The following is a 15,041-nucleotide window of genomic DNA, read 5'->3' on the forward strand; positions in this document are numbered from 1 at the left end:
CTACTCCCGCCCGAGCCGGGCGTTGGTGAACCGGGTCGCCACCGCCGTCGTCGGGTCCTCCGGCCACGGATGCCTCGGATAACGGCCCCGCAGCTCCGCGCGCACCGCCCGGTAGCCGTCCCGCCAGAACGACGCCAGGTCCGCGGTGACCGCCGCGGGCCGCCCGGCGGGGGACAGGAGATGGACCAGCACCGGCACCCCGGCCACGCTCGGCGTCCGGGCCAGGCCGAACAACTCCTGGAGCTTCACCGCGAGCACGGGCTGCGCCCCGCCGTACTCGACCCTGATCCGGGAACCGCTCGGCACCTCGATCCGCTCCGGCGCCAGCTCGTCCAGCCGCGCCGCCTCGCCCGTCGCCCACGGCAGCAGCCGCCGCAGCGCCTGCCCCGCGTCGATCCGCGCCAGGTCCGACCGCCGCCGCGCCCGCGACAGCTCCGGCTCCAGCCACTCCCCGGCACGCTCCGACAACGCCTCCTCCGACACGTCCGGCCAGGGCGCGCCCACCGCCCGGCGCAGGAACGCGAGCCGCTCCCGCAGCCGCCCGGCCTCCGGCGTCCAGCGCAGCAGCCCGAGCCCCTCCCGCCGCAGCCCCTCCAGCAGCGCCGCGCGCACCGCCGCCGGATCCGGCTCGCGCAGCGGGCGCACCGCCAGCTCGACGGCGCCCAGCCGTTCCGCCCGGCGGGCCACCACGTCGCCGTCCGCCCAGCGGACCTCCTCGCCACAGACCCGCAGACGCCCGGCCGCCGCGCGGGCCGTGTCCTCGTCGATCACGGCGGCCAGCCGCACCCGCGCGGACGCCGCGTGCACGGGCCGGTCCGCGACCGCGACCGCCAGCCACGGCGCGCTCCGCAGCCCCGAGCCCTCCCGGGTCTCCGCCCCGGTGCCCGACACCATCAGGAACGCGCCCCCGCCGCGCGCCCGCGCCACCCGCTCCGGGAACGCCAGCGCGGCCACCAGACCGACGGCGGCGTCGTCGGTCCGGGGGCCCGTCGCGGCCTCCGCGACCGACGCGGACAGCCGCCGGACCTCCTGCCGCCACCGCGCGGCGTAGCCGTCCCCGCCGCGCCGGGCGGACCGCAGCGCAGCCGCCAGATCGTCCCCGTACTCCCGGGGCGGTTCCTCGCTCAGCAGCGCCACCGCCTCGGCCGCCCGCCGCCCGCCGACCTCGGCGGCGCCGTCCAGCAGCGCCCGGGCCAGCCGGGGATGCAGGCCCAGCCGGGACATCCGCACGCCCCGGTCGGTGGCCCGCCCCTGCGCGTCCACCGCGCCGACCGCCGTCAGGACCTCGCGCGCCGCGCCCATCGCACCCGCCGGCGGCGGATCGAGCAGCGCCAGCCCGGACGCGTCCGGGTCGCCCCAGCAGGCCGCCTGCAGGGCGAACGCGGTCAGATCGGCCACCGCGATCTCCGGCGACGGGTAGCGGGCGAGCCGCCCGTCCTCCGCCCGGTCCCAGCACCGGTAGACCACGCCCGGCGCCTCCCGGCCGGCCCGGCCCGCCCGCTGCGTGCCCGTCGCCCGGGAGGCCCGCACGGTGGTCAGGGCGCTCAGTCCCCGCGCGTGATCGGTACGGGGCTCCCTGGCCAGCCCCGAGTCGACCACGACCCGCACGCCCGGCACGGTCAGCGAGGACTCCGCGACCGAGGTCGCCAGGATCACGCGCCGGTCGCCGGCCGGTCCGGCCAGCACCGTGTCCTGCACCGCCGACGGGGCCCGCCCGTGTACCTGGAGCACCTCGGCGTCCACCCCGGCGAGCCGGCCCGCCACCCGCCCGATCTCGCCGACCCCGGGCAGGAAGCACAGCACGTCGCCGTCCCGTTCGGCGAGCGCCCGGCGCACCGTCGCGGCGACGTGCGCCAGCAGTGCCGGATCGACGCGCATCCCGTGCGGCGGTCGCACCGGGCCGGCGGGCGGCGCCCACACCACCTCCACCGGATGGGAGACGCCCCGCGCCTCCACCACCGGGGCGTCGCCCAGCAGCCGGGACCAGCCCGTCGCGTCGGTGGTCGCGGACGCGGCGACCAGCCGCAGCTCGGGCCGCAGGGTCTCGCGCACGTCGAGGAGGAACGCGGCGACCGTGTCCGCGTCCAGATGCCGCTCGTGGCACTCGTCGACGATCACCGCGTCGACCTCGGCCAGTTCCTGGTCGCGCTGGAGCCGTTGGAGCAGCACCCCGGTGGTCACCACCTCCACCACGGTGCCGGGCCCCGCCGCCCGCTCGCCGCGCACCGTGAAGCCGACCCGCCCGCCGACGCGTTCCCCGAGCAGCCAGGCCATCCGCCGGGCCGCCGCCCGCGCCGCGATCCGGCGGGGCTCGGCGACCACCACCCGCCGCACCGGCCGCCCGTCACCGGTCAGCCCGGCCAGGGCCAGCGGCACCAGGGTGGTCTTGCCGGTGCCGGGCGGCGCGCACAGCACCGCGACGCCCCGGTCGTCGAGCGCCTCCTCCAGGGCGGGCACGGCGGTGCGGACGGGCAGCTGTTCCAGGGCGTCGGCGCGGATCACGCCCCCAGTCTCGTACGGGGCCGGCCCGTGGCCGTCGCGGGGTGCGCAGTGCGGGTGTCAGTCCCGTTCGCAGACGAAGATCGCGGTGCCCGGGATCAGATGGCCGCGCAGGGGGGACCAGCCGCCCCACTCCTGGTGGTTCCAGGCGGGCCACTCCGGCTCGACCAGGTTGACCAGCCGGAACCCGCCGGCCACCACGTCGCGCACCCGGTCGCCCAGCGTGCGGTGGTGCTCGACGTACACGGCCTCGCCGCGCTCGTCCTGCTCCACGTACGGGGTGCGGTCGAAGTAGGAGGCCGCTACCGACAGGCCCTCGGGCCCCGGCTCGTCCGGGAACGCCCAGCGGATCGGGTGGGTCACCGAGAAGACCCAGCGCCCGCCCGGCCGCAGCACCCGGCGCACCTCGCGGAACACCCGTACCGGGTCGGCGACGAACGGCACCGCGCCGTAGGCCGAGCACGCCAGGTCGAAGGAGCCGTCCCGCAACGGCAGCGCCCCGGCGTCCGCCTCCACCAGCGGGACCCCGCCGCCGATCCGCAGCGCGTGCTGGAGCTGCCGGTGCGAGAGGTCGAGGGCGACCGGCCGGGCGCCCCGCGCGGCCAGCCAGCGCGAGCACTGGGCGGCGCCGGCGCCGATCTCCAGGACGTCCAGCCCCTTCAGCGATCCGGCGGGGCCCAGGAGACCGGCGTCGGCCTCGTCCAGCCCCTCGGGGCCCCAGACGAAGCGGTCGTCGCCGAGGAACGCGCCGTGCTCGCCCTGGTACTCGTCGGCGTTCCGGTCCCACCAGCCGCGGCTGGCCCGGCTGCTCTCGGTCTCCGAGGCAGCGCGGCGGGTCGCCTCGGGCTCGGGGAGGTACGTCTCTTGGCTCATCGTGTCCGCCGTTGTAGTTTGCCTTCACCCCGTCGCACGCGGTATGCACGCAGGGTCGTCCGGCAGCGGGGGGCCGTGTCCGCGGGCCGTCACCCCGCGGCCGACATGGCCTCCTGGAACACGAAATGTGCCGGATATGGGACGATGCTCCCCGGGTGTGCGCCTTCGTGCATTGACCGTGCCCGGCTGCCCCCGTATGCTACAAGTTGCGCTGCGAGCCTGCGCGCCTCAGACCTAGCAGGTCGCGCTCGCATCTGTTGTATGTCCCCTCGGTTCACGAGGCGCCTCCCGCTCGGCGGGTCCGGTGCTTCCCGGGCTGTCCGGCTTCTGCAGAGGCGATACGGGCTTCTGGCGTAGCAGTACCTACGACTCACTGTCCGTACCGGAGCCCTTTCCCACATGACGAGCAGCACCGAGACCACCGCCACCACCCCGCAGGTAGCGGTCAACGACATCGGTAACGAGGAAGCCTTCCTCGCCGCGATCGACGAGACGATCAAGTACTTCAACGACGGCGACATCGTCGACGGCGTCATCGTGAAGGTCGACCGGGACGAGGTCCTGCTCGACATCGGTTACAAGACCGAAGGCGTCATCCCCTCCCGCGAGCTCTCGATCAAGCACGACGTCGACCCGAACGAGGTCGTCAAGGTCGGCGACGAGATCGAGGCCCTGGTTCTCCAGAAGGAGGACAAGGAAGGCCGCCTCATCCTGTCCAAGAAGCGCGCTCAGTACGAGCGTGCCTGGGGCACGATCGAGAAGATCAAGGAAGAGGACGGCATCGTCACCGGTACCGTCATCGAGGTCGTCAAGGGTGGTCTCATCCTCGACATCGGCCTCCGTGGCTTCCTGCCGGCCTCCCTCGTCGAGATGCGCCGTGTCCGTGACCTCCAGCCCTACGTGGGCAAGGAGCTCGAGGCCAAGATCATCGAGCTGGACAAGAACCGCAACAACGTGGTCCTGTCCCGCCGTGCCTGGCTGGAGCAGACCCAGAGCGAGGTCCGCCAGACGTTCCTCACCACCCTGCAGAAGGGTCAGGTCCGCTCCGGCGTCGTCTCCTCGATCGTCAACTTCGGTGCGTTCGTGGACCTGGGCGGCGTCGACGGTCTCGTGCACGTCTCCGAGCTGTCCTGGAAGCACATCGACCACCCCTCCGAGGTCGTCGAGGTCGGCCAGGAGGTCACGGTCGAGGTCCTCGACGTCGACATGGACCGCGAGCGCGTCTCCCTGTCGCTCAAGGCGACGCAGGAGGACCCGTGGCAGCAGTTCGCCCGCACGCACCAGATCGGGCAGGTCGTTCCCGGTAAGGTCACCAAGCTCGTTCCGTTCGGTGCGTTCGTCCGCGTCGACGAGGGCATCGAGGGCCTGGTCCACATCTCCGAGCTGGCCGAGCGCCACGTGGAGATCCCGGAGCAGGTCGTCCAGGTCAACGACGAGATCTTCGTCAAGGTCATCGACATCGACCTGGAGCGCCGCCGCATCAGCCTCTCGCTGAAGCAGGCCAACGAGTCCTTCGGCGCCGACCCGGCCTCGGTCGAGTTCGACCCGACCCTGTACGGCATGGCCGCGTCCTACGACGACCAGGGCAACTACATCTACCCCGAGGGCTTCGACCCCGAGACCAACGACTGGCTGCCGGGCTACGAGGCCCAGCGCGAGGCGTGGGAGACGCAGTACGCCGAGGCGCAGCAGCGCTTCGAGCAGCACCAGGCCCAGGTCATCAAGTCCCGCGAGGCCGACGAGGCCGCCGCCGCCGAGGGCGCTGCCGCCCCGGCCGGTGGTGCCCAGGCCGCCTCCGGCGGCAGCGGTGGCTCGTACTCCTCGGAGTCCGCGGACAACTCCGGCGCCCTGGCGTCGGACGAGGCCCTGGCCGCCCTGCGCGAGAAGCTGGCGGGTGGCCAGAGCTGACGCTCCGCCCCCCTGCGCGTCCGGTCGGTGAATGACCGGTACAGCTGACGATGAGGCCCGTTCCCTCCGGGGAGCGGGCCTCATCCGCGTCCGCGCGCGTTCTCCGCGTTCCGGGGCGCCCGGCGGGCGCTCGGGGCGCGGGGCCTCGGCGGCGGCCGGCGCCTACGGGGTGACGGCGATGTTGGTGAGCCCCTTGCCGCCGGTCACCGTGTTGCTGCTGTAGACGGTGGTCGGGCAGGCGGCGCTGTAGTTGGTGACGTTGATCGCGATGCGTTTGGAGCCGGTGGCCCCGGACAGGTCCGAGACGTTGTCCCGGAACACGGTGCCGCAGCCCCAGCCGTTCTGCTGGGTGTGGGTCTCGTAGCCGTTGTCGGTGGTACGGGAGCCCCTGTTGCCCTCGACGAGGACGTCGTTGCCCTTCACATCGACCCAGGAGTCGTCGAAATTGGCGCCGGTCAGGCCGCTTCCGTCGAAGGTGTTGCCGATGATCCTCGCCCCGGTGGTGCCCTCCTTGATGTCGACGTTCTCGCCGCCGACGCCCGGCCCGATGGTGTTGTCCAGGATCTGGACCCCGTCGCTCCGGTCGGAGAGGTCGCCCGCCGTGCCGACGTAGACGCCCTCGCCCATGCCGCTGCCGTCGCGTCCGGTGTCGTAGATCCGCGAGTTCCTGATGACGCCGTTCCCGCTGGACCTGCGGAAGTGGACGCCTTCCATGTCCAGGCCGTGCACGGTCACGGAGTCGATCACCACGCCGGTGGCGGCGTCGGCCATGATGCCCTTCTGGCCGCCGGTGACGGTGATGCCCCGGACGGTCCAGTAGGAGGCGCCGTTGAGATGCAGCCCGTAGCCGCCGCCGGCGGTGAGGACGGCCCCGGCGGAGCCGGTGAGGGTGATCCGGGCGGAGGCGGCGCCGGGGACGGTCGCCTTGAAGTTGCCCCGGTAGGTGCCGTCCGCGAGGCGGATCGTGTCGCCGGGAGCGGCGGCGGTCAGGGCGGACTTCAGCTGGGCGGCGGTGCTCACATCGATGACCGCGGCCGCGCCGGAGCCGTCGGAGGCGGGTGTGGCGGCGGGGGCCGACGCGGACGTGGCGGCGGAGGCGAGGGTGAGGCCGCCGGTGGCGAGCACGGAGGCCAGCAACGCGGGGAGCAGGACGCGGGTGCGCATGTGGGGTGCCTTCCCGTCGGAGGAGTCCGGAGGCGCTCGCGTCATGCCGTACGGGCGCGGGCGTCCGCACACGGCGTGCTCGTGCCCGATCTCGTCGTCGATCACGGTCTCGGGCTCGGGCCGTGCCGTCCGTGCGCCTTCTCGTGGATGAACGTGGGGGCGAGTGTCCGGACTTTGCCCAGTGACCGTAGGGACGCGGTGCGGAGGTGTCAAGGTATGGACCAGCGCCCGCGGCGCTCGGCCGGCGAAGGGTTCCCGGAGTCGACTCCCGTATGGGGCGGCTGGGTTGATGCGCCGGGGAGGGGTGCTCCGGGGCGGGGAGCGGCGCCCGCGGCGGCCTCACGGCGTGCCCGGGTTCTGGCGTAGGTTCTGCGTGAACTGTCCGTGAACCGTGCGAGGGAGGGGCCGGTGCCCGGGAATGCCCGTGTCCCGGGAGGCGTTCTTGTGCAGGAACACGAGGAGGAGCGGTAACCGTGCCTGATCCGCAGAGTTTGTACGAATGGGAGCCGAAGGGCCTGGCCGTCGTCGACATGGCGCTGGCCCAGGAGTCGGCCGGACTGGTCATGCTCTACCACTTCGACGGCTACATCGACGCGGGTGAGACCGGCGAGCAGATCGTCGACGGCCTGCTCGAATCGCTGCCGCACCAGGTCGTCGCCCGCTTCGACCACGACCGGCTCGTCGACTACCGCGCGCGGCGCCCGCTGCTGACCTTCCGGCGCGACCGCTGGACGGGCTATGAGACCCCGGCGCTGGAGGTCCGGGTCGTCCAGGACGCCACCGGGGCGCCCTTTCTGCTGTTCTCCGGGCCCGAACCGGACGTCGAATGGGAGCGCTTCGCCGCCGCCGTCGAGCAGATCGTCGAACGCCTCGGCGTACGCCTCGCGGTGAACTTCCACGGCATCCCGATGGGCGTACCGCACACCCGCCCCGTCGGCATCACCCCGCACGGGAACCGCACGGACCTGATGCCCGGCCACCGCAGCCCGTTCGACGAGGCGCAGGTGCCCGGTTCCGCCGAGTCGCTGGTGGAGTACCGGCTGATGGAGGCCGGGCACGACGTGCTCGGCGTCGCCGCCCATGTGCCGCACTACGTCGCCCGCTCCGCCTACCCGGACGCCGCGCTCACCGCGCTGGAGGCCATCACGGCCGCGACCGGCCTGGTCCTGCCGACCGTCGCCCACGCGCTGCGCACGGAGGCGCACCGGACCCAGACCGAGATCGAGCGGCAGATCGGCCAGGGCGACGCGGAGCTGGTCTCGCTCGTCGAGGGCCTTGAGCACCAGTACGACGCGGTCGCCGGGGCCGAGACCCGGGGCAATCTGGTCGCCGAACCGGCCGACCTGCCGTCCGCCGACGAGATCGGCCTCGAATTCGAGCGATTCCTGGCGGAGCGCGAGGGGGACGCCTGAGCGGGCCCCCGCCCCGATACGCCTGCGCACCGGCCCGCCACGCCTCCGTACTAGGCTGCCCGGCATGCTGAAAGTGGGCCTGACCGGTGGGATCGGCGCCGGCAAGAGTGAAGTGTCGCGACTGCTCTCCGGTTACGGAGCCGTACTGATCGACGCGGACCGGATCGCGCGCGAGGTCGTGGCGCCGGGGACGCCGGGCCTGGCCTCGGTCGTCGAGGCGTTCGGCGCCGGCGTCCTCACCGCCGACGGCTCCCTGGACCGGCCGAAGCTCGGCTCGATCGTCTTCGCCGACCCCGAGCGGCTCGCCGCCCTCAACGCGATCGTCCACCCGCTGGTCGGCGCGCGCTCCGCCGAGCTGGAACGGGCGGCGGGCCCCGACGCGATCGTCGTCCACGACGTCCCCCTCCTCACCGAGAACGGGCTCGCCCCGCTCTACGACGTGGTCGTCGTCGTGGACGCGGCTCCAAAGACCCAGCTCGACCGGCTCGTGCGGCTGCGCGGCATGACCGAGTCCGAGGCCCGCGCCCGAATGTCCGCGCAGGCCACCCGTGAGCAGCGGCGCGCCGTGGCCGATCTGATCATCGACAACGACGGTCCGCTGACGGCGCTGGAGCCGCGGGTCCGCGAGGTGTGGGCCGAGCTGACCCGGCGGGCCGCCGCCGGGGGCTGACACCGGCGGCGGCCCGCCTTCGCCGCCCGCCCGTTCCCGCCGACCTGCGCCTTTCCCGGCTGTCGTCCGTCCTCCGTCCCGTGCGCCGGAATACCGGGCCCCGGCCGGGCGTTGCGTAGCGGAGGACCGGGGCCGGGAGACCGGCGGACCGGGAGCCGTGGGAGACGAAGGGAAGGCGTGACCGTGGCCGAGAGGACTCCGGAGACCGACGTGATCGACTTCCGTGCGGCCGAACAGCTGCTGGCCGCCCGCGATCCCCGGGGCGCGGTCAGGCTGCTGGACTCGGTGATCGCGGCCCATCCGGAGAACACCGCGGCCCGGCTGCTGCGCGCCCGCGCCTTCTTCGCCGCCGCTCAACTGCGGGCCGCGGAGCTGGAGTTCGAGCTCGTCCTGGAGCGCGAACCGGACAACGCCTTCGCGCACTTCGCGCTCGCCCGCACCTTCGAGCGGTCCGGCCGCTCCGACCGGTCCACCCGCCACTTCCGGCTGGCCGCCGCGCTCGATCCCCGGCCGGAGTACCTGGAGGCGGCCCGCTTCCGGTCCTCGGACTGAGCGGGGCCGTCGCACCGGGCACCGCTCGTCGGACCGAGCGCTCCTGTCGGACCGGGCACGGGACCATGCGGCCCGGTGCGGGGTCGGGCGGCGGCCGGCCGGAAGCGGCGGGTCAGTGCCCGTACCGTCCGTGCTCGTAGTGCCCGCGCCCGTACTGTCCGTGCCCGTACGGCCCGCGCCCGCCGTGGTCGGGCTCGTACGGCGGGATGTCACGGCCGGGCTGGTAGTGCGGGCCCTGGTGGATGTGGTGGACGATCACCCCGATGTCCACGAGGACCAGCAGGAGCAGCAGACCGCAGGCGGCGGCCCACCCCGGGCGGCCGACCAGCGTGAAGGCGGTGAGGCCGAACACGGCCCACGCCAGCCCCCATAGACTCAGGGCCAGCCGCAGCCGCAGAGCGCTGCGGGCGGTCGTCGGTTCGTTACCGGTACGCATGGCTATCGCCTCTCCTACCAGGATGGACCCGCGACGCCGCTTTTGGCCGTCGGCCGGACATGCCCGCCCCGGACGGGGCGGCGGAGAATCGAGGGGGAGGCGCGTGAACGGCGCATCGTGGGAGGAGCGCACCGGGCGCAGGGCGCGGGTGCGGGGCTGCCTGCTGGGCGGGGCGATCGGGGACGCCCTGGGGAACCCGGTGGAGTTCCTTTCGCTCGCCGGTATCCGCCGCGCGCACGGTGCGCGAGGGGTGCAGGGGCTCGTCCCTGACGAGGAAGGCGTCGTCGGCCGGATCACGGACGACACCCAGATGACCCTGTTCACGGCCGAGGGGCTGATCAGGGCCCACGCACGGGCGGCGGCGAAGAGCGTCGGCGGCGCCGATAGCGCCACGGGCGGCGCCGAGACCGGGATTGTACGGAACGCCTATCTGCGCTGGCTGGACACCCAGAACCATCCCGCCCCGCCCGCCCGCGGCGGCGACGACCGGGTGCGGACCGGCCGGCTCAGGCTGGAGCCCTGGCTGTACGCACGCCGGGCCCCGGGCAACGCCTGCCTCACCGGTCTGGCGACGGGCCATGTGCCGGAGCCGGCGCGGCGGCTCGGCGGATCCGGCCCGGTGAACACCGGCTCCAAGGGGTGCGGCACCGTGATGCGGTCCGCCCCGTTCGGCCTGGTGGCGGCGGAGGCCGAGGAGGGCTTCCGGCTCGCGTACTGGTGCGCGCAGATCACCCACGGCCACCCGACCGGCGGGTACGCGGCCGGGGCGTTCGCGGCGATCGTCACCCACCTCCTGGAGGGCGACTCCATGGCGGGCGCGGTGCTGCGGTCCATGGAGCTGCTGGCCCGGCACCCGGGGCACGAGGAGACCACGGCGGCGCTGCGGGCGGCCGTGGACCTGGCCGCCGACGGCGAGCCGACGCCCGAGAAGGCGGAGACCCTGGGCGCGGGCTGGGTCGCGGAGGAGGCCCTGGCCATCGCCGTGTACTGCGCCCTGGTGCTGCCCCGCGCCGACCAGGTGGCCCAGGCGCTGCTGCTCTCCGTCAACCACTCAGGCGACAGCGACTCCACCGGTGCGGTCTGCGGCAATCTGCTCGGCGCCCGCCACGGCGACGTACACCTTCCGCCGTCCTGGCTGGCGGCGGTCGAGGGGCGGGCGGTCATCGGCGAGCTGGCCGACGACCTGTGCCTGGAGTACGAGCACCCGGTGGCCTGGCCCGCCGACCGCTACCCGATCAGCTGACGGGCCCCGCGCGTGAGCCGCAGGGCCCACCCGCTCACCGGCCGGTGGGCCCTGCGGCTCCGCAAGGCCCCTCGGCGCGTGGCGGAATGACGCCGCGTCAGTCGGTGAGCAGCTTGGCGCGCAGCGCGGCCACCGTGGCGTCGTCGATCTTCAGACCCTTGCGCACATAGGTGTCGAAGTCGCCGTACAGGTGGTCCACCTCCGCGAACGCCGCGCGCAGCCAGCCCAGTTCGACGGCCTTCGGGTCACCGGTGTACTGGTTGCTGGCGAGGAAGTCCGCCTCGACGGTCTCGCGCGGTACGCCGAGCAGGGTGAGCAGGACGGCCGTGCCCCAGCCGGTGCGGTCCTTGCCCGCGCTGCAGTGGAAGACGGTCGCGCCGGAGGTGTTCGAGGCGACGGCCGTCACCAGGTCGTGGAAGGCGTAGTCGGCGCCCACGAAGTTGACCATGAACGGGTATCCGATGGACTGGCCGAGGTCGGACGATCCGGAGAGCAGACCGGCCGCGATGGCCTGGGCCAGGGTCATCAGGGCCGAGTCGTGGAAGCGGATGCCGTGGCTGAGCGACGCCACGTCCGCGACCTGGTACGTGACCCCGGCGGGCAGCCGGTCCGGGTCCTCGTACCGCTCGACCGCATTACGCAGGTCCACGTCGAGCGTGAGGCGCTGGGAGACCAGGCGGCTCTGCTCGGCGTCGGTGAGGCCGTCGAGCTTGTTGGAACGGTAGGCCAGGCCGGAGCGCACCCAGCGGCCGTCGGCGGTGCGGTAGCCGCCGATGTCACGGAAGTTGCGCGCGGAGCCGATGCCGAGGGACCGGTCCGCGACGACGAGCGGCGAACCACTGTCCGGCGTCAGCCGGAAGTACCAGCGCCCGGCCTCCGCGAGCGTCCCGGCGGGCACGGTCAGCGAACCGGTGCCGGGCCCGGTCCCGACCGGGGTGCCGGTGGCGGCGTCGGGGGAGGTGACGGCGGTGACGGTCACCGATCCGGCGGGGGACGACCAGGAGACCGTGTAGCCGCCGTCGGCGGCGCGCCGGGCGGTGGCCTCGGTGAACGGCACGGCGGTCCGTACGGACGCGGAGGCGGCGGCCGGCGGTGCGGCCGGCGCCGCGGCGACGGCGGGCGGGACCAGCGCCGTGCCGGCGAACAGGGCTGCCAGGACGGCCGCGTGGATGGTGCGGTGCGTGCGCATGGTGCTCCTTGTCTGTGCGTCTGCGCCCTCTCCGCACCCGTGCCCGCGCGTGCGCCGGGCGGGAGCGGAGGGGCGGGCTGTCAGGACGCGGGGGCGGCGGTGCACGGGGCGCCGCCGCAGACATCGATGACACGGCCGGTGGTCAGGAAGGTGGCCTTCTGCTGACGGGCGGCCGACGAGTTGCGGGGATCCGCGTGCGGGTCCCGGCCGTACTCGGGTCCGGTCGGCGGGATGTTGGCGGTCGGCGGGGCGGGCGTGCCGCTGTCCCAGACCGTCATCGCGGAACCCCGGTACGGCAGCCGGTCCCGTGCGACGGTCCGGATGCCCCAGTACGGGACCGAGTCGGGGCTGCGACCGGCCGCGAGCGCGGGGACGAGCAGCCGGGCGCCGAGGGTGCGCGCCTCCACGTCGGCCGCCGCGTTGGCGACCTGGTGGTCCCCGTACGCGATGTGCATCAGCACCTGATGGCGGTCGGTGAGATGGTTCGCGTACCCGTTGGTCTCGGCGCGGTCCCACACCATCTGGAACAGCTGGAGGACGATCTGCTGCCGCAGCCTGTCCGGGTAGGAGACGTCCAGGACCCGCTGGAACGGCGCGAAGTCGGCGCTGCGTTCGAGGAGCAGCCCGTAGTTCATGCCGGTGACGCCGAGGACCCCGCGCCGGATGTCCGGCGAGGCGGCGAGGAGGGCGCCGCCGAGGATTCCGCCCTGGCTGTTCCCGTCGTACGCGATGCCGTGCCGGAGGTCGACGAGCGGGCGGCCGCCGGCGTCGCGGAAGGCGGCGTCCGCGGTCAGCCCGGCGGGGTGGATCATGGCCCTGGCCAGGAACAGGGCGTTGAGGATGCCCTGTGCGCCGCGTTCCGGGACGGCGGGGAACAGGCCGGGGTCCGCGAGCGCGCCGAGCACCACGGGCACGTCCTCCTCGGCCATCCCGATCCAGTCCGTCGCGCAGAACGTGAAGTCGTGTTCCGCCGCCATCGCCTTGACGTCGCGCGCGGCGACCTCGGCGCGGCGGCCGAGCAGGCCGTGCCCGTAGAGCGAGGGGCGGGAGGGGGTGCGGAACGCGGCGCGCGGTATCTCGCAGCGGAACGGGGCGACGTGGACGCTCGACGGGAGCCGCCGCGGGGTTCCGTCGGGGCCCCGGTGGAGGACGGAGCCGGGCGGCCCGCCGGGCCGGTCCAGATAGCCGGGCACCCGGATCTCGCCCGTCACCTCCCGGGCGATCCTCGGGTCCTGCTCCGCCGTGAAGTCCGTGACGCCGGTGACGGAGAAGGCGGGGGCGCGGCCGCCGAGCCGGCGGAACGCGTCGTCGCGGATGGCGAAGAGGTCGCCGGTGAGGGAAGGGGTACTGGCGACGGTGAAGTCCCAGGCCAGGTACAGGTCCTCCGTCCGCACCCCGGCCGCGCGCAACGCGCCGAGCACCGGGCGCAGTTGCCGCTGCCGGGCGTGCAGCGGGTGGCTCGGGGGGAGCGGCTTCCCCGCGGCGGCCGCGAACGGGGCGGCGGCCGGGATCGTGCGGCCCGCGCCGTCCTTGAGCCGCCGCAGGGCGACGGCGTAGTGGTGGCCGTCGCGGAAGTTGCGGGCGGGGTGGATCAGCAGGGCCCGGCGCGCCGGGTCGGCGGCGCCCGCGTCCAGCTCCGCCCAGTACGGCCGGCGCTCGCCGGTCGTGGTGTCGAGCAGCACCACTGGGGCGTCCGGGGCGAGGGAGCGGCCGAGGTCGGTGAGCGGCGCCGCGCCGGTCGCCGCCAGATCGACGCCGGGCACGTGGGCGATCAGCGTGGAGCCGGGGGAGAAGCCGTCGGACCGGTTCCAGGCCGTCGGGTCGATCGGGGCGCCGGACGCGGGACGGGGGAGCCCGGCGGAGCCGAAGGCCACCCGGCGACCGGTGCCGGAGCCGGGATCGGGGCGGGTGTACCAGTCGTTCGGGAACGGCAGCAGGCACTCGGCGGGGGCCAGCGGATCGCACTCCGTCGCGGGCGCGGCGGCGGCCCCCGCCGTCGGGGCGGTCGGCACGAGCACGGCGGCGGCGCAGAGCGCCACCGCCGTCAGACCGCGCGACAGCCGGTGCCGCAGGCGGTGGCGCACCGGGATCAGCTCCCCTGGACGTGGGCGCCGATGAGAGCCGCGTAGTTGGCCTCGCCGTTCCGGTTGGGGTGCAGCGGGGCGGCGAGCGCGGTCGGGACGTACCCCTCGATCCACTTGTCCGACGGGGCCTGGCAGGCGTCGTGACCCTTGCTGGGCGTGGCCAGGTCGATGTATTCCGCGCCGTGTGCGGCGCTCTGCTCGGCGATCGCCGTGTTCATCCGGTCCACGCTGCCCTGCAGGAAGTCGGCGTCCACCGGGAGGACCGGCTGCAGCGGCCAGCAGCCGCCGGGCTTGATGTAGAGGCCGTACCCGGTGACGATCACCCGGGCGTGCGGCGAGCGCTGGTGGATCCCGTCCAGCACGGTCCCCAGCTTCGGCGCGAACTCCGCGATGCGCTGCGCCACCTGGTCCACGCCGCCCTCGGTGTACTTGTCCTTGCACGGGGTGGCGTTGGGGTCGAGCGTGGTGCACTTCTGCGCGATGCCGACGAGTCCGGCGTCGTTGCCGCCGATGGTCAGGGTCACCAGGTCGGTGTCCGGGCGTAGCGCGTCGAACTGGGGATCGGCCGCTCCCATCGGGATGTCGAGCAGCGAGAGCGACTGCTTCTCGGTCATGTGCTTGGAGGCGGCTCCGCTGCAGGTGACGTCGCGGAGCGACGCGCCGAGCCGGGCCGCGAGCTCGTGCGGGTAGTTGTGGGTCGACCGCCCGCAGGCCACCGGGCCCGTGATGTCCGGGATGAGCGGTCCGGAGGCCATCGAGTCGCCGAGCGCGACATAGGACAGCGGGCCGTCGTCGGCGGCGGAGGCCGGCGCCGCACCGGTCCCCACGGCCAGACCGGCCAGCGCGGCGACACCCAGGAAATTCCTGACGAAACGACAGAACGGTTTGCTCTGCTGCGAGTTCACAGATTCCTCCGGCGATGGGGGAAGTGGGGGGCATGGTGTGCGACGCCGGTCATCATGCAGACTCAAGTGCCGTCGTTTAACTGGTGGGTAGCGCAGACTTCCACGG

General features: G+C 74.1%; 12 protein-coding genes. 5 read left to right on the forward strand and 7 right to left on the reverse strand.

From position 1 onward, the window contains the following. Together hrpB and WA762_RS28800 are read right to left on the reverse strand one after the other, a co-directional pair. Positions 1-2,502, reverse strand: a complete 2,502-nt coding sequence (gene hrpB, locus WA762_RS28795) for an ATP-dependent helicase HrpB (protein WP_335939444.1) — start codon at positions 2,500-2,502, stop codon at positions 1-3. Positions 2,503-2,559: 57 nt separating this feature from the next. Beyond that, positions 2,560-3,372: a class I SAM-dependent methyltransferase gene (locus WA762_RS28800; protein ID WP_335939445.1), complete on the reverse strand. Its 813-nt coding sequence runs from the start codon at positions 3,370-3,372 to the stop codon at positions 2,560-2,562. Positions 3,373-3,771: 399 nt separating this feature from the next. Here WA762_RS28800 and rpsA point away from each other — a divergent pair, with 399 nt between their 5' ends. Next, positions 3,772-5,280: a 30S ribosomal protein S1 gene (rpsA, locus tag WA762_RS28805; protein ID WP_335939446.1), complete on the forward strand. Its 1,509-nt coding sequence runs from the start codon at positions 3,772-3,774 to the stop codon at positions 5,278-5,280. A 162-nt stretch (positions 5,281-5,442) separates the two neighbouring features. Here the strand turns inward: rpsA and WA762_RS28810 are convergent, their stop codons facing one another. Then, positions 5,443-6,444, reverse strand: a complete 1,002-nt coding sequence (locus tag WA762_RS28810) for a right-handed parallel beta-helix repeat-containing protein (protein WP_335939447.1) — start codon at positions 6,442-6,444, stop codon at positions 5,443-5,445. 473 nt (positions 6,445-6,917) lie between these two features. Between WA762_RS28810 and WA762_RS28815 the strand changes: the two genes are divergently transcribed. From WA762_RS28815 to WA762_RS28825, 3 genes are all read left to right on the forward strand, one after another. Further along, positions 6,918-7,856, forward strand: coding sequence for a PAC2 family protein (locus WA762_RS28815; RefSeq protein WP_335939448.1), 939 nt, complete (start codon positions 6,918-6,920; stop codon positions 7,854-7,856). A 64-nt stretch (positions 7,857-7,920) separates the two neighbouring features. Beyond that, a complete protein-coding gene (gene coaE / locus WA762_RS28820; RefSeq protein ID WP_335939449.1) occupies positions 7,921-8,526 on the forward strand; it encodes a dephospho-CoA kinase in 606 nt (201 codons plus the stop codon). A gap of 183 nt (positions 8,527-8,709) precedes the next feature. Then, complete coding sequence (locus WA762_RS28825) at positions 8,710-9,078, forward strand: tetratricopeptide repeat protein (RefSeq protein ID WP_335939450.1); 369 nt, start codon at positions 8,710-8,712, stop codon at positions 9,076-9,078. 112 nt (positions 9,079-9,190) lie between these two features. On the opposite strand, the gene WA762_RS28830 is transcribed toward WA762_RS28825, so the two are convergent. Then, positions 9,191-9,514: a DUF6343 family protein gene (locus tag WA762_RS28830; RefSeq protein ID WP_335939451.1), complete on the reverse strand. Its 324-nt coding sequence runs from the start codon at positions 9,512-9,514 to the stop codon at positions 9,191-9,193. Positions 9,515-9,617: 103 nt separating this feature from the next. On the opposite strand from WA762_RS28830, the gene WA762_RS28835 reads away from it, so the two are divergent. Beyond that, on the forward strand, positions 9,618-10,757 hold the full coding sequence (locus WA762_RS28835) for an ADP-ribosylglycohydrolase family protein (RefSeq protein ID WP_335939452.1): 1,140 nt from the start codon (positions 9,618-9,620) through the stop codon (positions 10,755-10,757). Between the two features lie 97 nt (positions 10,758-10,854). Here the strand turns inward: WA762_RS28835 and WA762_RS28840 are convergent, their stop codons facing one another. The 3 genes from WA762_RS28840 to WA762_RS28850 all read right to left on the reverse strand — a co-directional run bounded on the left by WA762_RS28840 (position 10,855) and on the right by WA762_RS28850 (position 14,935). Further along, positions 10,855-11,946 (reverse strand): tyrosine-protein phosphatase, encoded by a 1,092-nt coding sequence (locus WA762_RS28840; protein WP_335939453.1) that lies wholly within the window; start codon positions 11,944-11,946, stop codon positions 10,855-10,857. 80 nt (positions 11,947-12,026) lie between these two features. After that, the gene (locus WA762_RS28845; protein ID WP_335939471.1) at positions 12,027-14,018 is read right to left on the reverse strand and encodes a hypothetical protein; all 1,992 of its coding nucleotides are present in this window, start codon (positions 14,016-14,018) and stop codon (positions 12,027-12,029) included. A 17-nt stretch (positions 14,019-14,035) separates the two neighbouring features. Then, the gene (locus tag WA762_RS28850; RefSeq protein WP_335939454.1) at positions 14,036-14,935 is read right to left on the reverse strand and encodes an SGNH/GDSL hydrolase family protein; all 900 of its coding nucleotides are present in this window, start codon (positions 14,933-14,935) and stop codon (positions 14,036-14,038) included. Between the last annotated feature and the right edge of the window lie 106 nt (positions 14,936-15,041).

It is taken from the genome of Streptomyces tyrfis (assembly GCF_037034285.1).
Classification (GTDB): Bacteria; Actinomycetota; Actinomycetes; order Streptomycetales; family Streptomycetaceae; genus Streptomyces.

Excerpts from the sequence above, each read along its gene's own strand:
- rpsA (WP_335939446.1), top strand. The coding sequence starts at position 3,772 with ATGACGAGCAGCACCGAGACCACCGCCACCACCCCGCAGGTAGCGGTC.
- WA762_RS28800 (WP_335939445.1), bottom strand. The coding sequence starts at position 3,372 with ATGAGCCAAGAGACGTACCTCCCCGAGCCCGAGGCGACCCGCCGCGCT.
- WA762_RS28810 (WP_335939447.1), bottom strand. The coding sequence starts at position 6,444 with ATGCGCACCCGCGTCCTGCTCCCCGCGTTGCTGGCCTCCGTGCTCGCC.
- WA762_RS28830 (WP_335939451.1), bottom strand. The coding sequence starts at position 9,514 with ATGCGTACCGGTAACGAACCGACGACCGCCCGCAGCGCTCTGCGGCTG.
- WA762_RS28840 (WP_335939453.1), bottom strand. The coding sequence starts at position 11,946 with ATGCGCACGCACCGCACCATCCACGCGGCCGTCCTGGCAGCCCTGTTC.
- coaE (WP_335939449.1), top strand. The coding sequence starts at position 7,921 with ATGCTGAAAGTGGGCCTGACCGGTGGGATCGGCGCCGGCAAGAGTGAA.